The organism is Aestuariimicrobium sp. p3-SID1156 (assembly GCF_025144225.1).
Classification (GTDB): domain Bacteria; phylum Actinomycetota; class Actinomycetes; order Propionibacteriales; family Propionibacteriaceae; genus Aestuariimicrobium.
This window is the reverse complement of sequence record NZ_JALXXB010000004.1, coordinates 135,441-154,986: the sequence shown is the minus strand read 5'-3', so window position 1 is coordinate 154,986 and position 19,546 is coordinate 135,441. Positions and strand designations below refer to the sequence as shown.

The 19,546-nt window shown below is 67.3% G+C and carries 18 protein-coding genes; 8 read left to right on the top strand and 10 right to left on the bottom strand.

The window, feature by feature from the left end; translation table 11 throughout:
• Window positions 1-81 precede the first annotated feature (81 nt).
• Window positions 82-2,442 carry an ATP-binding cassette domain-containing protein gene (locus M3G03_RS07110; protein ID WP_259808991.1) on the top strand — a complete coding sequence of 787 codons (2,361 nt, stop codon included), beginning with the start codon at window positions 82-84 and terminating at the stop codon, window positions 2,440-2,442.
• Window positions 2,443-2,449: 7 nt separating this feature from the next.
• Here M3G03_RS07110 and M3G03_RS07105 read toward each other — a convergent pair whose 3' ends face one another.
• Entirely contained in the window at window positions 2,450-4,279 is a 1,830-nt protein-coding gene (locus tag M3G03_RS07105) for a DEAD/DEAH box helicase (RefSeq protein ID WP_259808990.1), read from the bottom strand.
• 170 nt (window positions 4,280-4,449) lie between these two features.
• Window positions 4,450-5,250, bottom strand: a complete 801-nt coding sequence (locus M3G03_RS07100) for a helix-turn-helix transcriptional regulator (protein WP_259809053.1) — start codon at window positions 5,248-5,250, stop codon at window positions 4,450-4,452.
• A 399-nt stretch (window positions 5,251-5,649) separates the two neighbouring features.
• On the opposite strand from M3G03_RS07100, the gene M3G03_RS07095 reads away from it, so the two are divergent.
• From M3G03_RS07095 to M3G03_RS07085, 3 genes are all read left to right on the top strand, one after another.
• Window positions 5,650-6,198 (top strand): YceI family protein, encoded by a 549-nt coding sequence (locus M3G03_RS07095; protein WP_259808989.1) that lies wholly within the window; start codon window positions 5,650-5,652, stop codon window positions 6,196-6,198.
• A gap of 92 nt (window positions 6,199-6,290) precedes the next feature.
• Window positions 6,291-7,169: an aminodeoxychorismate lyase gene (locus M3G03_RS07090; RefSeq protein ID WP_259808988.1), complete on the top strand. Its 879-nt coding sequence runs from the start codon at window positions 6,291-6,293 to the stop codon at window positions 7,167-7,169.
• Window positions 7,169-8,122 carry a PfkB family carbohydrate kinase gene (locus M3G03_RS07085; protein ID WP_259808987.1) on the top strand — a complete coding sequence of 318 codons (954 nt, stop codon included), beginning with the start codon at window positions 7,169-7,171 and terminating at the stop codon, window positions 8,120-8,122. Before M3G03_RS07090 ends, M3G03_RS07085 begins: the two co-directional genes overlap by 1 nt.
• Here M3G03_RS07085 and M3G03_RS07080 read toward each other — a convergent pair.
• Together M3G03_RS07080 and M3G03_RS07075 are read right to left on the bottom strand one after the other, a co-directional pair.
• Window positions 8,109-8,459 (bottom strand): hypothetical protein, encoded by a 351-nt coding sequence (locus tag M3G03_RS07080; RefSeq protein WP_259808986.1) that lies wholly within the window; start codon window positions 8,457-8,459, stop codon window positions 8,109-8,111. The two genes, M3G03_RS07085 and M3G03_RS07080, sit on opposite strands and share 14 nt — an antisense overlap.
• Window positions 8,460-8,481: 22 nt before the next feature.
• Window positions 8,482-8,964: a hypothetical protein gene (locus M3G03_RS07075; protein ID WP_259808985.1), complete on the bottom strand. Its 483-nt coding sequence runs from the start codon at window positions 8,962-8,964 to the stop codon at window positions 8,482-8,484.
• Window positions 8,965-9,016: 52 nt separating this feature from the next.
• Here M3G03_RS07075 and M3G03_RS07070 point away from each other — a divergent pair, with 52 nt between their 5' ends.
• Window positions 9,017-9,994, top strand: a complete 978-nt coding sequence (locus M3G03_RS07070; protein WP_259808984.1) for a ribose-phosphate pyrophosphokinase — start codon at window positions 9,017-9,019, stop codon at window positions 9,992-9,994.
• Here M3G03_RS07070 and M3G03_RS07065 read toward each other — a convergent pair.
• A complete protein-coding gene (locus M3G03_RS07065; protein ID WP_259808983.1) occupies window positions 9,991-10,461 on the bottom strand; it encodes a GNAT family N-acetyltransferase in 471 nt (156 codons plus the stop codon). The two genes, M3G03_RS07070 and M3G03_RS07065, sit on opposite strands and share 4 nt — an antisense overlap.
• 103 nt (window positions 10,462-10,564) lie before the next feature.
• The gene (locus M3G03_RS07060) at window positions 10,565-11,416 is read right to left on the bottom strand and encodes a PIG-L deacetylase family protein (protein ID WP_259808982.1); all 852 of its coding nucleotides are present in this window, start codon (window positions 11,414-11,416) and stop codon (window positions 10,565-10,567) included.
• 323 nt (window positions 11,417-11,739) lie between these two features.
• Between M3G03_RS07060 and M3G03_RS07055 the strand changes: the two genes are divergently transcribed.
• Complete coding sequence (locus M3G03_RS07055) at window positions 11,740-13,140, top strand: hypothetical protein (RefSeq protein ID WP_259808981.1); 1,401 nt, start codon at window positions 11,740-11,742, stop codon at window positions 13,138-13,140.
• Between the two features lie 98 nt (window positions 13,141-13,238).
• Here M3G03_RS07055 and M3G03_RS07050 read toward each other — a convergent pair whose 3' ends face one another.
• On the bottom strand, window positions 13,239-13,526 hold the full coding sequence (locus M3G03_RS07050) for a WhiB family transcriptional regulator (protein WP_259808980.1): 288 nt from the start codon (window positions 13,524-13,526) through the stop codon (window positions 13,239-13,241).
• 194 nt (window positions 13,527-13,720) lie between these two features.
• On the opposite strand from M3G03_RS07050, the gene M3G03_RS07045 reads away from it, so the two are divergent.
• On the top strand, window positions 13,721-14,617 hold the full coding sequence (locus tag M3G03_RS07045; protein WP_259808979.1) for a MerR family transcriptional regulator: 897 nt from the start codon (window positions 13,721-13,723) through the stop codon (window positions 14,615-14,617).
• A 6-nt stretch (window positions 14,618-14,623) separates the two neighbouring features.
• Here M3G03_RS07045 and M3G03_RS07040 read toward each other — a convergent pair whose 3' ends face one another.
• Both M3G03_RS07040 and gdhA read right to left on the bottom strand, forming a co-directional pair.
• The gene (locus M3G03_RS07040) at window positions 14,624-15,454 is read right to left on the bottom strand and encodes a hypothetical protein (protein ID WP_259808978.1); all 831 of its coding nucleotides are present in this window, start codon (window positions 15,452-15,454) and stop codon (window positions 14,624-14,626) included.
• 114 nt (window positions 15,455-15,568) lie between these two features.
• Window positions 15,569-16,933: an NADP-specific glutamate dehydrogenase gene (gene gdhA / locus M3G03_RS07035; RefSeq protein ID WP_259808977.1), complete on the bottom strand. Its 1,365-nt coding sequence runs from the start codon at window positions 16,931-16,933 to the stop codon at window positions 15,569-15,571.
• 163 nt (window positions 16,934-17,096) lie between these two features.
• Between gdhA and M3G03_RS07030 the strand changes: the two genes are divergently transcribed.
• Entirely contained in the window at window positions 17,097-18,179 is a 1,083-nt protein-coding gene (locus M3G03_RS07030; protein ID WP_259808976.1) for a branched-chain amino acid aminotransferase, read from the top strand.
• Window positions 18,180-18,209: 30 nt separating this feature from the next.
• Here the strand turns inward: M3G03_RS07030 and M3G03_RS07025 are convergent, their stop codons facing one another.
• Entirely contained in the window at window positions 18,210-19,430 is a 1,221-nt protein-coding gene (locus tag M3G03_RS07025) for a CapA family protein (RefSeq protein WP_259808975.1), read from the bottom strand.
• Window positions 19,431-19,546: the final 116 nt, after the last annotated feature.

Genomic DNA, 19,546 nt, shown 5'->3' with positions numbered 1-19,546 from the left:
GATGGATTTGACGTTCAGGAGGATTTCACCCCGTGGCCGGTAGAGTCACCTGCGAATCACCAGCGAGGAAAGGCCCGCGTCATGGGACAACCGCCCTATCCGTCCGGTCCCCAGGGGCCGTGGTCGCCCCAGCAGGGACCCTACGGACAGCCCGGCGTGCCCCCGCAGCAGTTCCCACCCCAGCAGTTCCCACCCCAGCAGGTGCCCCCGCAGCACTTCCCGGGGCGGCCCCCCTTCCCCGGCCAGCCCTTCCCCCCGCAGGGGCCGGGCCCCCAGCAGCCGTCCGCACAGCCCTACCAGCAGCCCTCGGCGCAGCCCTACCAGCAGCCCTACCAGCAGCCTTCCGCCCCGCAGCAACAGCCTTCGGCGGCCCCCTACCCGCAGTCGTCAGGGCCAGCGCAGTCCGCGCCCTCCGCAGCTGTGGCCCAGCCCGGCGAGACCGTGCGCATGGTCGTGTCGAAGCGCGAGGACAAGTCCAAGCGCGCCCCGCGGCAGCGTCCCCTGATTAGGATCGACTCGGCCCCTGGCGCCACCGTCACCATTGGGCGTGACCCCTCCTCGACCATCGTGCTGGACGACCCGCTGGTCTCCCGCCACCACGCAATGCTGATGCGCCAGGGCCCGAACTTCCTGGTCCGCAATGCCCAGTCGCGCAATGGCACCCAGATCAACGGCCATGACATCACCCAGGCCGAACTGACCCCCGGCGACCGGCTCACCATCGGGCGCACCAGCTTCGCCAACAACCACGGCATCCTGGTCGAGCTCGACGACAAGGACTCCGCGCTGGTCGCCAACAACATCTCCTTCCGCCTCAAGGACGGCAAGGTGTTGATGGACCAGATCTCCTTCGACATCCCGCCGGGCTCCCTGGTGGCAGTCGTGGGCCCCTCCGGCGCGGGCAAGTCGACCCTGCTCAAGGCGCTGACCGGCACCCAGCCGGCGACCTCGGGACGCGTGAGCTACGCGGGGCATGACCTCTACGCGAACTACGAGCAGCTGCGCACCCGGATCGGCGTCGTCCCCCAGGACGACGTGGTGCACCGTGACCTGACGGTGCGCCAGTCGCTCACCTATGCCGCTGAGCTGCGCCTGCCCTCGGACTACGACAAGGCCGCCCGCGACCGGGAGGTGGCCGAGGTCATCAACGACCTCGGCCTGGCCCAGCACCAGGGCACTCTGGTCAAGAAGCTCTCCGGCGGCCAGCGCAAGCGCACCTCGGTCGCGATGGAGCTCATCACGCAGCCGACCCTGCTCATGCTCGACGAGCCGACCTCAGGTCTTGACCCGAGCCTTGACCGTGACGTCATGGAGCTCCTGCGCGAGCAGGCCCACGGCGACCGCTCGGTGCTGGTGATCACCCACTCGGTGGCGAACCTGGCCGAGTGCGACTACGTGATGGTGCTCGCCCCCGGGGGCAAGCTGGCCTACTTCGGCCCACCGGAGGGTGTGCAGGAGCGGTTCGGCACCTCGAACTACGCCGACATCTTCGACTACATCAAGTCAGAGCCGGATCGCTGGCAGATGGCGGAGCGTCATGCCCAGATGCAGCGCGGTGTCGCCGCGGCCCAGGCCCCGGTGCCGCAGGGACCGCCGCCGCAGCTGACGCGTCCGCGTCCGCCGAAGGTTGATCGCCAGTGGGGGACGTTGGTGCGTCGCCAGCTGCGGATCATCCTGTCCGACAAGTCCTATGCGGCGCTCACCCTGTTGATGCCCATCGTTCTGGGCATCATCTCCTGGGTGATCGAGGGCGACAAGGGCTTCTCCTCGACGCTTCCCGGACGCCCGACCGCGGAGTCCGGCCAGTTGTTGCTCGTGCTGGTGCTCTGCGGCGCGCTGATGGGCATGGCCTCCTCGGTGCGGGAGCTGATTGCGGAGAAGCCCATCCACATGCGAGAACGCTCGGTCGGGGTCTCGCCGGTGATCTACCTGAGTTCGAAGGTCTGCGTCATGGCCGGGTTGACGCTGATCCAGGCGATCCTGTTGGTGTTGACCGTACGGCTCAACAAGGACGCGCCGTCGGGAGCGGCGGCCTTCGGGGATGCGGGCACCTTCGAGTTGATCGTGATGGTCTTCCTCATGACCTTCGCCACCGGAATGCTCGGCCTGCTGTTCTCCTCCCTGGTCACCTCCCAGGAGCAGACGATGCCGGTGCTCGCGGTGAGCGTCATCATCCAGCTGCTGATGTGCGGTGGCCTGATCGACATCACCGGACGCCAGCCGCTGGACTTCCTCTCCCTGTTCGTCCCGGCCCGCTGGGCCTTCGCGATGGGTGCCAGCACGATCGACCTGATCGGCATGAACCCGACACGTCCGGAGGACTGGATGTGGGAGCACAGCGCCGGCATCTGGCTGCTCGATGCCCTCGCTCTGGTCACCTTCTGCGTGATCATGTACGCCGGAACCCTGCAGGTGCTGACGCGTCGCAAACCGACCAGCTGAGTCTCGTTCAGCGTCCCAGCCAGCGCCGCACGGTGCGGATGCGGTGGTCGACCTGGTCAGTGGTTGCCCTGGCCAGCGGCGGACCGCCGCATTCTCGCCGCAGGTCGGCATGGACATGGGAATGCGGCTTGCCGGAGCTCGCCGCGAACTGGCTGACCAGGGAGTTGAGTTCCTTGCGCTGCTGCTCCAGCGCCCGGTGCAGGCTGACCTGCTCGGGGACGCGTTCTCGGCGTTCCTGCTTCTGGTGGCGGGCGAGATGGCGTCGCTGCCGCTCACTCAGCAGACGCGAGATGTCCTGCTGGTCGAGCAGCCCGGGCAGCCCGAGGTAGTCCTGCTCCTCCTCGGTACCGACGGGGGAGACCATGCCGAACTGCTGCGCGTCATAGAGGACGTGGTCGAAGGCCGCTCCGGACGCCAGCGCCTCGAAGCTCCCCAGCAGCTCGTCGGGGTTGTCGCGGGTACGGTTGGCCTCCTCCATCAGCGCCTCGGACTCGTCCCACAGCCCTTCCTCATCACTGCGGGGGCGGCCGAGGACGTGGTCGCGCTGGCGTTCCAGCAGGGTCGCGTGGGCCAGGATCACCGGCACCGTCGGGAGGAAGACGGTCGCCACCTCACCGCGTCGGCGTGCCCGCACGAAGCGCCCGATCGCCTGGGCGAAGAAGAGCGGGGTCGAAGTGGCGGTGGCGTACACCCCCACCGCCAGCCGCGGGACGTCCACGCCCTCGGAGACCATGCGGACGGCAACCATCCAGCGGTCCTCATTGGCGGCGAACTGCTCGATCTTCTTGCTCGACCCCGGGGTGTCGGAGAGGACCACGGTCGGCTTCTGGCCGGTGATCTCGCCCAGGATCCGCGCATAGGCGCGGGCCGTGGTCTGGTTGGTTGCGATGACCAGCCCGCCGGCGTCCGGGACGTGGCGTCGCACTTCACTGAGTCGCTTGTCGGCGGCCGCGAGCACCGACTGCACCCACTCCCCCTTGGGGTCGAGGGCGGTGCGCCAGGCATGGGCGGTGAGGTCCTTGGTGAGCGCCTCGGAGAGGTTGGCCTCGAGCTCGTCCCCAGACTTCGTGCGCCAGCGCATCGGCCCGCCGTAGTTCATGAACATCACCGGCCGCACGACATGGTCGGCCAGCGCATTCGCGTACCCGTAGGTGTAGTCGGCGTGGGACTTGCGGGTGCCGTCGGGCATCTCGTCATAGGTGACGAACGGAATCGGGTTGTCGTCGCTGCGGAAGGGAGTACCGGTGAGCATCAGGCGGTGGGTGGCCAGCGCGAAGGACTGCTTGATGGCGTCCCCCCAGCTGAGCGCGTCACCGGCGTGGTGGACCTCGTCGAGGATCACCAGCGTCCGCGAACCGGAGCAGCGGGCCTCGTAGCTGAAGGTGTTGACCGCGACGCCCGCGTAGGTGACCGCCACGCCGTCGAACTCCCGGCTGCGTCCCTTGCGCGAACTGCCGGACGCCAGACCGGGGTCGATCTTGATCCCCGCACGGGCCGCGGCCTCGGCCCACTGGACCTTCAGGTGTTCGGTCGGGCAGACGATGATCACCTTGCGCACCTTGCCGCGTCGCAGCAGTTCGGACGCCACCCGCAGCGCGAAGGTCGTCTTTCCTGCGCCGGGGGTGGCCACTGCCAGGAAGTCCTGCGGGAGTCGCTCGAGGTAGAGGTTCAGCGCCTCGGCCTGCCAGGCGCGCAGCGACTGGGCGGTACCCCACGGCGCGCGGCCGGGGAAGGCCGGGGAGAGGTGGTCGAAATTCTTGGGGAGGGTGGGCTGCTCGGGGTGGACTGCTCCCGCGGACGCGGCGTCGGAGGGGTCCTCCGGGAGGAAGGCAGTCATGGGTTTCCGAGGGTAGCCGATGTGTGCGACCAGAACGTATCCAACGATGAACGGTCACGTTCCCTTCGGCGGCTCCCTGCCAGACGGCTGGATGACTTCCGGGAGGAGGCGACGCCCTGCACGCCCAACGCGTGAGGCCGCTGGTTGCCAGGTGGGTGGCGTGAGCCTCATCACGCGACGATCCGCGAGCCCTCCACCTCGCACCGGCATTCGCAGGACTCGACGCAAGTGATGGCCTCGTGGCACTCGACCTCGCACTGGCAATCCGGTTCCTCGACGTAGCCCGGGAGCGAACGAAGGAATGCGGCCCGGCGCTCCTGGTATTCCCGATACGACCTCTTCAGCATCAGCAACCAGGCGCGGTGATCTGCGCGGGTCACCGTCTCCCTCAGGCGCCGCACCACCAGTGGCCCACGCACCTCGGGAACCTCCTCCGGGTCGTACCACGGCACCCACCCCCGCAGCCGGTCCCGCCCCGCCCGGTAGGGCACGTGGATGTGCCGCGATTCAGTCCAGTAGTAACGCGTGGGCGACTCCCCACGCGAGGTGAGGAATACGTCGAGGTGGGCGGGCCACCGCCGCCCCAGCGCATCCCTCTCCGTGTCCTCAGGCCACTCCTCCACCTTCTGGACCCATTCCCCGTTGGTAGCGGGCCCCGCTCCACGTCCCGGCGCCGTCGGCCCCCAGTCCTTCAGCTCTCCGTCCCTCGGATCCCCGCCCTTCGGCGCCTCCGCCGCGGACGCTTCCGCCAACTCGTCCAACGACGCTGACGAGGCGGACGGAATCGTGAGCGTCAGTTCCAGGCCCGCCACCCAAGCGATCCGCGCCAGCATCGACGCCACCGGCTCCCGCTCACCCGTCTCCCACCGCGCCACCGTCGACGCGCACACGCCGAGCACCCGCGCCAAGTCACGTTGGCTCATGTCCGCCACCCGACGACAACGCAGGATGAACCCCACCACGTCAAGCATTCCGCCCATTGGCCACCCCCATTCGCAGGGGATGATGCCGACGAAAGCCCCTGCATGCGCCACATTGACAACACCCTGTGGATAACGTTTCGCCTCGTGCTCGTCAGGCACCCCCGAAAGCCATCCACCAGCAGCCGTTCGCCGGAGCGCTACCGCCATCTGCTGCCGCAGAGGCAGCAGATGGCGGTAGGGAGCTGACAGCACCCTCCGCCCCCACGACTTCGGCCCGCCCCCAGCGAGACTGCCCTCCAGTTCATAGGGTCGTGGGGGCGCAAGGGAGCCGTAATGGAGCTCTCCGCCGACCGCGCCGAAGAAAGTTTCGGGGTTCAGGAATAACTCCGCTCAGTGCCTCGTTAGACCCATATAGATTGAACATTCAACGACTCAGGAGCATCCCCCATGACCGGTCTGACCACCATCAACGGAACCTTCGCCATCGACCCCGCCCACTCCCGCCTTGGCTTCGTCACCCGCCACGCGATGGTGACCAAGGTGCGCGGTTCGTTCAACGACTTCGAGGGGACCGCATCGGGTGACGGCCAGAACCCCGAGAGCGCCAAGGTCAACGTCACCATCCAGACGGCGTCCTTCGACTCAAGCAATGAGCAGCGTGACGAGCACGTCCGCGGCGACGACTTCCTCAAGACTGCCCAATTCCCGACCATGACCTTCGACTCCACCAAGGTTGAGGTCGTTGACGAGGACACCCTGAACGTCACCGGTGACCTGACCATCATGGACACCGCTCGCGAGATCACCATTCCGTTCGACTTCGCCGGCGAGGCCACCGACCCCTTCGGCAACGTGCGCATCGGCTTCGAGGGCAAGACCAAGATTTCCCGTAAGGACTTCGGACTGACCTGGAACGCAGCCCTGGAGACCGGCGGCGTCCTCGTCTCCGACGACGTCACCCTGGAGATCGAGATCTCCGCAATCAAGCAGGCCTGAGCCGGCACCGGCGCAAGGGCCGCATGCGGCACTGTCGCGGGCGTCCCATCCGGGCCCTGCCGCAGCCGGCTGATGCTGGCTAGTGTGGGCGCATGACTGCACAGCAACTGGTCGGGGTGGTCGGACGGGGAGTGTTCCCCGCCGGCCACCTCGTCGTCTCTGCCGACGACCTGGGCTTCACCCGCGGCGATGGCGTCTTCGACGCCACCCGCGTGGTCACCGACCGCGACGGACGATCCAGCGTCGACCACCTCGAGCTCCACCTGGACCGTTTCGATGCCTCCATCACCGGCATCGGTGGCACGTTGATCAACCGTCGTGCCTGGCAGGCCACCATCGACGAGGCCCTCGAGCAGTGGACGCTCCCCGGCGAAGCGGTCCTCAAGATCATGTACTCCAACGGGCAGGAGTCCCAGCACCCGCTGGGCGACGACCTCAGCCCGACCGAGCTGTTCACCCTCACCCAACTCACCGAGGGCGCGGTCCGCGACCGGCTCGGCGTCCACGTCGCGATGCTCAGCCGCGGGATGCCCAGCGATGCCTTCCATGACCGACCCTGGCTGCTCGGCGGGGTCAAGACCCTGTCCTACGCGGTCAACGTCGCCGCCAAGCGCGAGGCCCTGCGCCGCGGGGCCCAGGACGTCCTGTTCACCACCACCGACGGCTACTGCCTCGAGGCACCCACCTCAGCCCTGGTCTGCCTCCTCGACGGTCGTCTGGTCACCACGCCGATCGAGGGCACCGGCATCCTTCACTCGATCACCCAGCGCGTGGTCTTCGACAACGCGGCCCGCGATGGCTTCGAGACCGACATCGGCCTGATCACTACCGACGAGGCCCTGGGCTGCGAGGGTGCCTGGTTCCTCAGCTCCGTGCGTGGCGTCGTCCCGATCCTGACCCTGGACGGGCACGAGCTTCCCCAGCACGACAACCTGACCGCCAGGATTCGCCAGTGGGCGGGCTTCGCCTGATGACGCCCCCGTACCAACCAGCGACCCGTCGCCTCATCCACACCGCCCAGGCCCTCGTCGACGCCGTCGCGGAGGTCCCCACCCTCCCCCGCCGGGGTGGCAATGTGATGGCCACCGACTTCCGCCGCTATGCGGCCAGCGCTGTCAACATCTTGCTGGCCGCCAGCCGGCAGGGCGCGCACTGCGTCCACGCCGGCGCCATCGGCACTGGCCCCAACGGCGACCTGATCCGCACGACCCTCGGGGAGGCGGGCGTCGAGGTCGCCGGTCATCCGGTTGCCGACAAGGACACCGGGATCTGCTTCGTGATGTTGGAACCCGGCGCCGAGCGGACCTTCGTCACCACCCTGGGCGCCGAGCGCGACCTGTCAGTCGAGCAACTCCAGGCCAGCGACCCCCAGCCCGGCGACGTCATCTGCGTCAGCGGCTACAGTCTGGGCATCGAGTCCACCCGGACGCCCCTGCTCACCTGGTTGGCGATGCTCCCCGAGGGCGTGGCCGTCGTGCTCGACCCGGGAGCAATCTTCGAGGACCTCCACGCCGACCTGCAGGAGACCGTGCTGCAGCTCACCTCCGTGTGGACCGGCAACCTCGAAGAGAGCACCGCCCTCACCGGCATCGACGACATGGCCGAGGCCGCCACCGCCGTGGCCGCCCTGCTTCCCCCGGGAGCAGTCGCCATCGTGCGCGACGGGGAGAACGGATGCGCGGTCCACGCCGATGGCCAGACAACCGTGGTTCCCGGGTTTCCCCAGGTCCCGGTCGACACCAACGGCGCGGGGGACTCACACACCGGCGCGCTCCTGGCGTCCCGAATCAGCGGCGACAGTTGGGTCGAGGCCTGTCGTCACGCCAATGCGGCAGCAGCCATCAAGGTGACTCGCAAGGGACCGGACACCGCACCGACCGCCGCCGAGGTCGACGACTTCCTGGCAGCGCTCACCAACCCCTGAGCCGACGGACCGCCTCGATCACCCGCGTGCGGCGCCAGCAGACGAACTCCAGCACGTGCCCGGTTGTCGTGGTGATGACGAGCAATGCTGAGGCCATCCGCCAGCTGGTGCGCATGTCGGCGATCTCCTCAAACCGGATCACCCCATCAGGGCGGCTGAAGTTGACACTGTGCGACTGGAAGACGAGCGCTCCCGGGTAGACGTGCAGCCGGCCGCCGATCGCTACGCGCCCGTACTGTCCTACCAGCGCCATGAAGGGGTTGCGGGCGAGCAGCCGCTCCTCCGGTGTAGTCGGAGGCACGATGAGGTTCGCTCCCGCCGACACGACGGGTTCCATCTGGTTCACCCGATCAACCCGTTCAGATGGAGGCGGGGATCTTCTTACGCGTCATCATCACCAGACCGACAGCAGCGATCAGGATCGCGATGCCCAGGGCCATGTGGATGTGCTTCTGGTGCATCTCCCCCAGCGCGATCTGGAGCAGCATCAGGATCGGCAGCGAGAGTGCGTGGTAGAAGACACCCTTCTGGGCGGTTGCCTTCGAGAAGCGCCAGGCCGCCACCGCAGCCAGGATCGCCACCAACAGAGTGGAGTAGCCGATGATCGAGTGCATCGTCCCCAGCCCCCCGACACCGCCGGCGATCATCAGGCCCAGGATTGCCATCGCCAGCATCAGGACGCTCAGGCCGACCGCGAGGTAGAACAGGCCCTGGCGAAGGGGCTCCTGCTGCGGGATGCCGACGTTGTACTGCGGCGTGCTGTTCTGGGAGGTGCTGCCGTGGGCGGTGCTGCCCTGGGGGGTTCCATTGTGGGAGGTTCGGTTCTCGGGTGCGCTGCTCATGCCCGCCAGTGTAGTGATCGACCCCCAAGCCAACACGCCATAAGCTGGGCCCGTGAAGGACATCGTCGTGTTCAGCGGCTCCGCCCACAAGGCGTTCGCGGAGGAGATCTGCGAGAACCTCTCCGTGCCACTCTCCGGCACCCACCTGAGCCGCTTCAGCAACGACTGCCTGCAGGCCCAGCTGCTCGCCAACTGCCGCCGCCGCGATGTCTACATCATCCAGCCGCTGGTCCCTCCGACCCAGGAACACCTGGTCGAACTGTTGATGATGGTGGACGCAGCCCGCGGCGCCTCGGCCGATTCCATCACTGCGGTCATCCCGCACTATGCCTACGCCCGTTCGGACAAGAAGGACAAGTCGCGCATCTCCCTGGGCGGGCGTCTGGTCGCTGACCTGCTCAACACCGCCGGGGTCACCCGGGTTCTGACCATGAACCTGCACGCGCCCCAGGTGCACGGCTTCTTCAGCTGCCCGGTCGACCACCTCACCGCCATCGGCGAGCTGGCCAACCACTACCGCGGACGCGACCTCTCCAACCACATCGTGGTCAGCCCGGACCTGGGCAATGCCAAGCAGGCCACCGTCTTCTCCCGCCTGCTGAACCTGCCGGTCGCTGCGGGTTCCAAGCAACGACTGGCCGACGACCGGGTCGTGATCGACTCGATCGTGGGCGACGTGGACGGCAAGAAGGCGATCGTGCTCGACGACGAGATCGCCACCGGCGGCTCCATCATCGAGCTGCTGGAACGTCTCGAGGAGTTCGGCGCCACCGGGGCCTCGGTCGCCACCACCCACGGCCTGTTCACAGGCCGGGCCGTGGAGCGGCTCAGCAACCATCCGTTCATCGAGGAAGTGGTCGCGACCAACACCGTCCCGCCGCCGAAGGACTGGCCCCAGCTGGTCACCCGCTCGGTCGCCCCGCTGTTTGCCGATGCCATCCGCCGCATCCACGAGGGACGCTCAGTGTCCAAGCTGTTCAAGGGCGTCGACCCGACCCACGCCCCGCCGACTCCCGAGGGCCTGTTCTAGGCCGTCCGCTCCTGCTCCACCTCAGGATTCACCTGCTTGGCCATCTCCACATGCCAGATGCGGGCGTCCAGGAAGCGCTCACGGGGGGTGCGCTCGTACCCGAGTGAGGCGTAGAACCCCTGGGCATACTCCTGGGCGTCCAGGACCAGGGTCAGCGACCCGGTGGTGTTCTCGACGGCGAGTCGTTCGAGACCGCGCATCAGTTCGCGGCCTAGCCCGGTGCCGCGAGCCGATGCCAGCACCGCGACCCGTCCCACGTGCACGACCGGGGTGCCGAGGTCCAGGAGGCGTCCGGCCGCGATCACCTCGCCGTCAACGATGCCCACCGCACACAGGGTGCCGGGCTCCTCATCGCGGCCGTCGATCTCCTCGGCCGCGGTCACGCCCTGCTCGCCGCAGAAGACCTCGCGACGCACCCGCAGGTGGGCATCCATCAAGTCGGGGGAACCAGCGGGGATCACGATCACGGCCCCACGATAACCGCCCCCACGTGACCTGACATTCACTGTCGTGAACGCCACGGGACGCCAGGGGCCCTCGCCTGGGGTGCGGTGGCTCTGGTGCGGATGGTCAGGCGGGCGGCTCGCCCCCACTGACCGATCTCCCCGCGAGCACGTCACCGAAGGGCCAGCCAACACGCATCGGAGTCACACCCTGTTCGATGTAGTACTCCCAGCCGAAGGCGGCCGCGAACCAGTTCTCCGGCATCGACAGCATCTGGGCGGCATCGCTCTGCGAGGAATGCTCCACCAACGCCTGGCGCTTGACCTGGACGACCTCGGAGACGTCGACAGCCCAGGACAGCTCCACCTCGGGGGTCCCGATCGGGTTGCCGTCGTCGGCGGGAGCGTCGGGGTTGAAGTCGATCTCGCCCTCCGGGAGGTCCTGGCCATCGCCGGACTCGCGCATCGTGGCGAGAAGCTGCTCGAACTGCCGCCGGGAGGCGTCCCGGTTCATGGTCGCCTCGAGCACTCGCGGACGCCGGGCAGCCAGCTCGGCGGCGGGGTGGGTGACCCGGTGCACCATGATGTGGTCGGGGTGACCATAGTTGCCGTGCCAGTCGTAGCCGACCAGGAAGTCCGCGTCCTCCTCGTCGAGGATGTCGGCGACCTCGCGTGCGACCGCCGCGACGTCGGCATTCATGAAGGACTCGGGGGCGGCATTGGATTCCCAGCCGGTCATTCCGGAGTCGCTGTGCCCAAGGAAGATCAGCCGGTCAACACCCAGGACGCGGGCGCTGCCCTCGGCCTCCCGGCGGCGCATCACGGCCACCGGCTCGTGCTCGCTGGCAGTGCCCAGGGAGCCGTCTGTGCAGCAGATCCACACCACGCGATGCCCGCGCCGGTGGGCCAACGCCATGGACCCGCCGGTGAGGGTGGACTCGTCGTCGGGGTGGGCGTGCAGGTAGACGATCGTCGACATCTGTGACCTTTCAGGGGCGTCCGCGGCGGCGGGATTCACCTGCTCGGGGCCCCCGGCCATTGAAGCAGCTGGCTTTCGATCATGACCACTCCTGACCTGCGGCACCATGGCCGAGGTCGGCGAGGAGGACCACCGGATGGTCTGCGTCACCCGGGAGACGTGCTCTCGGTGGCCATCACGGTGGCGACAGGTCACAATCATGTGATGAAAGTGCAGATCGACGTCTGTTGAGACCTCCGTCGCACCCACCTCAAAGTACCCTGTTACGGACGAATGGCCGGGCGAAGGAGCTCTCCGGGCCCCCACGCGCAGGAGGATGAACGATGACGACTTCTGGTGGAAACCAGGGCAGTGACTGGAGCCAGCAGAGCTGGGGCAGCGCGAACCCTCCCTCCAGCGCGAACCCGCCGCAGCAGGGGTGGGACCAGCAGGGGTGGGACCAGCAGGGCCAGGCCTGGAACTCCCAGCAAGGATGGGACGGCGGCCAGCAGAATGTCTGGGGCAGCGCGAACCCCCAGCCGAGCGCCAACCCTCCCACCAGCCACGACGGCGGGTGGGATCGCCCGACCTTCCAGGGCGGCCAGGACCAGGCCTGGGGCAACCAGCAGAGCCAGCAGGCCTGGGGCAACCAGCAGGGCCAGCAGTCCTGGGGCAACCAGCAGCCCCAGGGACATCAGGCCTGGGGGCAGTGGGACGCCAGTGGCGCCCAGGCTGTGACCCCCGAGAAGAAGAAGATCAACCCGATCATCCCCATCGTGGTGGCGCTGGCGGTCCTCCTACTTGGTGGCGGCATCTACGCCCTGACCCGCAATGGCGGCGATGAGGGTGGTCAGGGTGGCGAAGGCACGTCGAGCTCCCCCAGCCCCACCAGTGCGGGCATCTCGAAGGCCGTGGAGGGCTTCTTCGACCTGCTGAACACCCAGCAGCCCAACTCGAATGACTTCGAGAAGTTCGTCACCGACGTCGGCACCATGGGCTTCTACGAAGCCACCAACAATTCCCCCGGCGGCCAGTACAAGGTGAGATCAGTGGGTGATGTGGCCAATGGCAAGGTCCCGGTGACCTTCTCCCACGACGGCACCGAGATCAAGGCCGACATGGCCGTGAAGCAGGACGGTGAGGACTGGAAGCTGGTGCGTCCCTTCGCCTCGGTGACCTTCACCTCTGACGAGAAGGACCTCTACTTCAAGGTCAACGACAGCGCGATCTCGAAGAAGCAGCCCGGCAAGAAGGAGCTGTACTACCCCGGCGTCTACACCATCAAGCCCGACGCCGGATACAGCAGCGACAGCACCATCTTCTGGAAGCCCAAGAAGGAGAAGGTGACCATCAAGCCCGGTGACACCGTCTCGGTCCCGCTGGACGCCGAGCCGACCAAAGAATGGCTCGATGACACCAAGAAATCGGTGCAGGAGGCCTTCAAGACCTGTCTGGAGGAGACCACCTTCTACCTCTACAACTGCCCCTTCACCGCGCGGAACACTCCGACCGACGCCCAGTACCCCACGGACATGAAGTGGGAGGCGAGTCCTTCGGATGCCGCATCCAGGGCCGAGTACGTCAAGGGGAGCATCTCCCAGCCGTGCTACGTCATCAAGGCCACGATCAACTACAACTACCTGGCCACCAACGGCAGCCGCAGGGATTCGGAGAAGAAGCCCCTCACCATGAAGGGTTGCTATTCCTCCCTGCTGCAGAGGGTCAAGTGGACCACCACCAGCTGAGTCGCTCACCCCAGGAGACAAGGAAGGCGCCCCGCCAGTGTGGGGCGCCTTTTCCTGTACGTATGAGGGGTACGTACGTATGAGGGGTATGGGGAGGCTCAGCCGGCGGCGGTGGCGGTGCGCTCGGGCGAGAGCACCTCACGCCACGAGGTCACGTGGGGATGCTGACGCAGCAGGGCACGGCGCTCGCGCTCGGTCAGACCACCCCAAATGCCCCACTCGAGCTTGTTGTCCAGGGCCTCGATCAGGCACTCGGTGCGAACCGGGCAGCCCATGCAGATCGCCGCAGCACGCTTCTGCTGCTTGCCCTCGGGGAAGAGATCATCCTCGGCACCCCGGCACCGCGCGAGTTCCACCCACGACTGGTGCACATTGTTCTGCGTCATTCGTTGCCTCCATCTTCTGCGCGGACCACCGAGAGCAGTCCCGCGACGTACAATGTTTGTTCAACGTTGAGACCACCATTCCACACCGGGAGTCGCCTGTCCAGACCCCTGAGCCTGCAGGCTCTTTCCGGTGCCACCCGCAGGGGTGTGGGATGCAGAGCGCGATATCCGCCATGGGAGGGCTTCCGAGGGACATGTACACCGTCAAGCAGGTGGTGGCGATGACCGGCCTGACTGCGGCGACCCTCCGCATCTGGGAGCGTCGCTACGGAGTGGTCAACCCTCGACGCACCGCGGGCCACTACCGCATGTTCAGCGAGGCGGACGTGGCTCGTCTGCGAGTGATGGTGCAGCTGATCGAGGCCGGGGCCACCGCCGGGCGCGCGGCCGACTTGGTCATGAATGACCCCTCGTTGAGCCCCACGCCTGCGCCCGACCCTCCCTCGCACGAGCCGGACGCCCTCAGCGCGCTGGCCGGCAGGTTCGACATCGAGGGCATCACCCGGCTGCTCACCGACCTGCTCCGGGTGGAGGACTTCGACACAGTGGTGAGCGACTGGGTGCAACCCGCCCTGGTGGAGCTGGAACGACAGCACCAGGAGGGCAACCTGACGGTCGCTCACGTGCACGCCGCCGAGCGCGCACTGAAGCGACGCCTCGGCACCCTGCTGGACAGCCTGGGGACTGCCTCGGAGGAGGGAAGTTCCCGCCCGATCGTGCTGGTGGGCCAGGAGCAGGAGGGTGGCTCGGAGCTGGCCCCGCTGCTGTTCAGCATCGCCCTGCGCCGGCACGAGGTCGACGTCCGCTATCTCGGCGGTGGGATTGACCATGAGTCGTGGACCGCGGCCGCCCGGCAGCTGCGACCACGTGCCGTCATCCTCGCGGTGGCAACGCCCGCAGGTGTGGAAGCGGCGCAACGCCTGGCCGAGGAGGTCTCAGGGATGAACCCCCCCATCACCGTCTGGCTCGGGGGGCCGGGCCTGGCCGGTGCGCCCCGAGAGCTTCGCCGCCGCCTCCCGATGGACCTGCGACGGGCCACGCGCGTGGTGGTGAGCCATCTGCGGGCGGGCTACGGGCGAGCGACCCACTGAGCCACCTCAGCGGAAGCCGCGGGGTGCACTCCACGGGGTCGCGGGGCTGGAGGTTGCGCTGGGGGCCTCCGTGGTTTCGCAATGGAGCGGCCCGCCGGGCTCACCCCCGAACTCGACGCCGTTGAAGACGACATCGCGGGCGTAGGCGTAGTAGGCACCAAAGCCGGGTTTGTCGAAGGGGTTGTCCTTGGCACAGCGACCCACGTAGTAGCCCAGCACGTCGCTGAAGGTCTCCTCCAGGTTGGTGCCATAGCTGCTGAATCGGCCCTCTCGGGCATAGAGCTCGGCGAACTTGTTCCAATAGGGCGGCTGCGAGAAACGATTCACGGTGTAGGCGTGCCCCATCTCGTGAATGAGCAGCCGCACCAGCCGACCGGTGTCACCCTCGTCGAGGGCGGCGGTCCACTTGGAGAAGTCAAGGGTGAGAGCACCCGGCTGAGTGAGGCTCCAGTCGCCCCAAGCCCACCCGCTGATGGGGGCTGCGTTGAGCACGAGCACCCCGTGGTTGCGGGCCTTGATGGTGGTGACGTAGTCGGTACAGGAGACGGCATCAAGGGTCTGCCAGACCACCTTCACCAGAGGGCGGTAGTGGTGGTCGGTCCACCACTGCCCCATCAGCACCACGCCGAACTTCTTCTGCAGGCGCTCGGCAGTGGTTTCGGGGGCGAGGTCGGTGGGCCAGGCGGACGTGGAGACGCAGGGCTCCGGAATACCCGGCACTGGGGTGGGGCTGGGGGGCTGCACAGGCAGCGACGCCGTTCCGGCGGCTGGCATGCCAGAGGCCGCCGAGATGGCCCCCGCCAGGACCACCACCAGTGCAGCGAACCAGCGACGCATTGTGCCCCCATCCCTTCGACATGTCACGCCAACACGCCGAATTCTAGAGGCCGGGGGACAACGGTCCAAGGCCACCGGGGTGCCCTGTGGATGACTCTCCGGTGAAATCTGTGATCAGATGACGCCCAGTGCGGACATCGCGGTCGCGACGCGCATGAATCCGGCGAGGTTGGCCCCCGCCACGTAGTCGCCGTCGACGTTGAACTCCTCGGCGGTCAGCACGCACTCGTCATGGATGCCGATCATGATCTCGCGGAGACGGTCCTCGGTGGTCTCGAAGTCCCACGTGTCACGGCTGGCGTTCTGCTGCATCTCCAGCGCCGAGGTGGCAACGCCACCGGCATTGGACGCCTTGCCGGGGGCGTACAGCACCCCGGCGTCCTGGAACAGGTGCACTGCGGCCGGGGTGGTGGGCATGTTGGCACCCTCGGCGACCAGCTTGACCCCGTTGGCGACCAGCTCGCGAGCGTGCTCCTCGCCCAACTCGTTCTGGGTCGCGCAGGGCAGCGCGATGTCACAGGGCACGTTCCAGATGGAGCTGTTATCCCCGACCTCGGTGTAGATGGTATGGGGACGCTGCGCAGAGTATTCGGTGAGTCGCTCGCGACGCACCTCCTTGACATCGACCAGCAGGTCCACGTCGATGCCGTCCTCATCCACCACGAAACCGGAGGAGTCGGAGACGGCCACCACGTGCGCCCCCAGCTGGGTCGCCTTCTGCACCGCATAGATCGCGACGTTGCCTGAACCGGACACGACAACGCGCTTGCCGTCGAAGGAGTCGTTGACCCGACGCAACATCTCTTCGGCGAAGAAGACCACGCCGTAGCCGGTGGCCTCCTTGCGGGCCTGGGAGCCGCCCCAGGTGAGGCCCTTTCCGGTGATGACACCGGCCTCGTAGCGGTTGGTGATGCGCTTGTACTGGCCGAACAGGTAGCCGATCTCGCGTCCACCCACGCCGATGTCACCGGCGGGCACGTCGGTGTACTCACCGAGGTGGCGGTACAGCTCGGTCATGAAGGACTGGCAGAACCGCATGATCTCGTTGTCCGAGCGACCCTTGGGGTCGAAGTCCGAACCGCCCTTGCCGCCGCCGATGGGCATGCCGGTCAAGGCATTCTTGAAGACCTGCTCAAAGCCGAGGAACTTGATGATCGACAGGTTCACCGAAGGATGGAATCGCAGGCCACCCTTGTAGGGACCCAGTGCAGAGTTGAACTCGACGCGGAAGCCGCGGTTGATGTGGACCTCACCCTTGTCGTCGACCCAGGGCACTCGGAAGATGATCTGGCGCTCCGGCTCGCAGATGCGCTTGATGATGGACCAATCCGTGTATTCCTTGCGGCGCTCGGCGATGGGGCCAAGGCTCTGGAAGACCTCGAGGACCGCCTGTTGGAACTCCGGCTCACCGGCATTGCGCTGGAGCACGGTCTCGAACATCGGGACCAGCATGGGATGCAGGGACGCGGTTCCACTCATGGTGCGTACCTCTCGGGGAGGAGGGCTGTCGAACATGACGCCGCTCACGATACCTGCCGCCATCCCTGCGACCGCACCCGCTCCCGACGCGGTCCGCCATTCGAGATGTCCGTCCACATGGTAGATGCCGCGGAAAACGGCGAGGCGGGGATACGCTGGGGGCATGGTCGAAAACCCCGGTACGCTGCCTGTCACCCGTAACCAGAACGCCCTCTCGGAGGCCCAGCTTGCCGAGATTCTGACCAATCCCGGGTTCGGCGCCCACTTCACCGACCACATGGTGCTGATCAACTGGGACGAGGGCCAGGGCTGGCACGATGCGCGCATCGTCCCCACCGCTCCCCTACCCCTGCACCCCTCTGCCGCCGTGCTCCACTACGCCCAGGAAATCTTCGAGGGCCTCAAGGCCTATCGCTGGGACGATGGGTCGATCCACCTCTTCCGCCCCGAGTTGAACGCTGCACGCTTCAATCGGTCCGCGCAGCGCCTCGGCATGCCCGAACTGCCCGAGAGCCTGTTCCTCGACTCGATCCACGAGCTGCTCGCCCTGGACGGCCGCTGGGTCCCGGGCAATGCCAACGAGGAGAACCTCTACATCCGCCCGTTCATGGTCGCCAACGAGAACCTGATCGGGGTGCGTCCTTCGAAGTCCTACCTCTTCTGCGTCCTGCTCACCCCGGCCGGCGCCTACTACAACGCCCCGATGACGCTGTGGCTGACCCCGAACTTCACCCGCGCCGCGGTCGGTGGCACAGGCAAGGCCAAGTGCGGCGGCAACTATGCGGCGTCCCTCATTGCGGCCGACGAGGCCGCCGAGCACGGGTGCGGGCAGGTGCTCTGGCTGGACGGCGCGGAGCGCCGCTGGCTGGAGGAGTGCGGCACCATGAACATCATGTTCGTCACCTCCGATGGCGAGCTGCTCACCCCCGAGTCGCCCAACATCCTGGAGGGCGTGACCCGCGACTCGATCCTCCAGCTCGCAGAGGACCACCACCTGCGCGCCGTGGCGCGTCCGATCGATGTCGACGAGCTGAAGCAGCGACTGGAGGACGGCACCATCACCGAATGCTTCGCCTGCGGCACTGCTGCGGTGATCACGCCCATCATCGGCTTCAAGGCTCCCGAATGGGAACTCGCGGTAGGCAACGGTGAGGTGGGCCCGAAGACTGCTGAGCTGCGCGAGGCGCTGCTGGGCATCCAGTACGGACGCCGCGAGGACGCCCGGGGTTGGACTCGCCCCGCCTGAGGCTCCCACCCCCCTGGGCGGCCCGGCCGATCAGGCCTCGATGAGCCCGCTGGGCGGATCGAGGGAGAGCACGGCCTTGCGTGTCCTGTCGAGGGCGACCTGGAGCCGATCCTTCGGACCCCTGCCCTCCGCCAGGGCCTGCTTGACCGGGTAGAGACGGCAGGAGCCGCTCTCCCGCAGGTTGGTGATCATGGTCGGGATGTACTCGCACTTCTCCACCACGAAGCGACCGACCTTGCCGTCACGGGGCCTGTCCTGTTCGGCCAGCGTCCAGCGGATCGTGATGCCCTCGTAGCCGCGCGGCACGCTGGTGAGGTGCTGGGCGACCATGTTGCCCATGCCGTAGGCGACCCAGGTGCCGTCGATCTGGGTGATCGGCTGGACGACGTGGACGTGTTCGCCGAAGACGAGGTCGATCTCGGGGGTGTTCGCGAGCGCTGTGGCCCGCGTGACCTGGTCGGCATTGGGCTGGGTCTGGTACTCGTCCCCGCCATGGAGGTGGGCCATCACGATGTCGGCGCCGGCCTTCTTGGCTGCTTTCGCCTCGGCGATCATGCGGTCGACATCCCACATGTCGACGCACCATTCCTTGCCGGCCGGGGGGACGTACCCGTTCAGGTCATAGGTGCCGGAGACCACGGAGACCTTGACCCCCTTCTTCTCGACCATGAACGGCTCGTCCTTCGCGGCCTTGCTCGGGTAGGTGCCGACCACCTTGATCCCGTTGTCGGTGAGCAGCTGGTGGGTGCGCACCAAGCCGTCGAAGCCCTGGTCCAGCGAGTGGTTGGATGCAGTGGTGGCCAGGTCCCAGCCCATCGTCGACATCCACGGTGCGATGTCGGAGGGGGCTGCGAAGCTCGGATAGCCGGTGGGCTTGCCACCGGGCTTGGCGAAGGGCACCTCGTTGTGGGCGATGGCCAGGTCGGCCCCCTCGATGATGGGCTTCATCATCGCGAACATGGGGTCGAAGTCGTAGGTCTCCCCTTTGCCCGTGCGGGAATGGTCGGCGGCGGCGGCCAGCCAGAGGGTGTTGTGCCAGAGCAGGTCGCCGCTGGTGACGATGGTGAGACGACGGCCTTGGTTCGGTGATTCCGAGGGGCTCGCAGCTCCGGACGAGCCTGCCTCGGAGGGCGTCTCCGAGCTCGGCCCCGTCGGAGTGCTGTTGACATCTGGGGGGGTCTCGCCCCCAACGCATCCCGCCAGACCGGCGAGGCCCCCTGCCAGAACCGCGCGGCGTCCGATGTTGCCCATGCTTCCCCCCCTCGTGAATACGAAGACTCCTCCCAATCCTAGGTGTTGGTGGCAGGGACGTTCATGACAGTTGTGCGGTTGACGTGAAGGGAGGACCCCCGCTGGGCTGTGGCTTG

Bases quoted from the DNA above. Each gene is read 5' to 3' on its own strand.
- M3G03_RS07110 (WP_259808991.1), top strand. From the start codon at position 82: ATGGGACAACCGCCCTATCCGTCCGGTCCCCAGGGGCCGTGGTCGCCC.
- M3G03_RS07105 (WP_259808990.1), bottom strand. From the start codon at position 4,279: ATGACTGCCTTCCTCCCGGAGGACCCCTCCGACGCCGCGTCCGCGGGA.
- M3G03_RS07100 (WP_259809053.1), bottom strand. From the start codon at position 5,250: ATGCTTGACGTGGTGGGGTTCATCCTGCGTTGTCGTCGGGTGGCGGAC.
- M3G03_RS07095 (WP_259808989.1), top strand. From the start codon at position 5,650: ATGACCGGTCTGACCACCATCAACGGAACCTTCGCCATCGACCCCGCC.
- M3G03_RS07090 (WP_259808988.1), top strand. From the start codon at position 6,291: ATGACTGCACAGCAACTGGTCGGGGTGGTCGGACGGGGAGTGTTCCCC.
- M3G03_RS07085 (WP_259808987.1), top strand. From the start codon at position 7,169: ATGACGCCCCCGTACCAACCAGCGACCCGTCGCCTCATCCACACCGCC.
- M3G03_RS07080 (WP_259808986.1), bottom strand. From the start codon at position 8,459: ATGGAACCCGTCGTGTCGGCGGGAGCGAACCTCATCGTGCCTCCGACT.
- M3G03_RS07075 (WP_259808985.1), bottom strand. From the start codon at position 8,964: ATGAGCAGCGCACCCGAGAACCGAACCTCCCACAATGGAACCCCCCAG.
- M3G03_RS07060 (WP_259808982.1), bottom strand. From the start codon at position 11,416: ATGTCGACGATCGTCTACCTGCACGCCCACCCCGACGACGAGTCCACC.
- M3G03_RS07055 (WP_259808981.1), top strand. From the start codon at position 11,740: ATGACGACTTCTGGTGGAAACCAGGGCAGTGACTGGAGCCAGCAGAGC.
- M3G03_RS07050 (WP_259808980.1), bottom strand. From the start codon at position 13,526: ATGACGCAGAACAATGTGCACCAGTCGTGGGTGGAACTCGCGCGGTGC.
- M3G03_RS07045 (WP_259808979.1), top strand. From the start codon at position 13,721: ATGTACACCGTCAAGCAGGTGGTGGCGATGACCGGCCTGACTGCGGCG.
- M3G03_RS07040 (WP_259808978.1), bottom strand. From the start codon at position 15,454: ATGCGTCGCTGGTTCGCTGCACTGGTGGTGGTCCTGGCGGGGGCCATC.
- gdhA (WP_259808977.1), bottom strand. From the start codon at position 16,933: ATGAGTGGAACCGCGTCCCTGCATCCCATGCTGGTCCCGATGTTCGAG.
- M3G03_RS07030 (WP_259808976.1), top strand. From the start codon at position 17,097: ATGGTCGAAAACCCCGGTACGCTGCCTGTCACCCGTAACCAGAACGCC.
- M3G03_RS07025 (WP_259808975.1), bottom strand. From the start codon at position 19,430: ATGGGCAACATCGGACGCCGCGCGGTTCTGGCAGGGGGCCTCGCCGGT.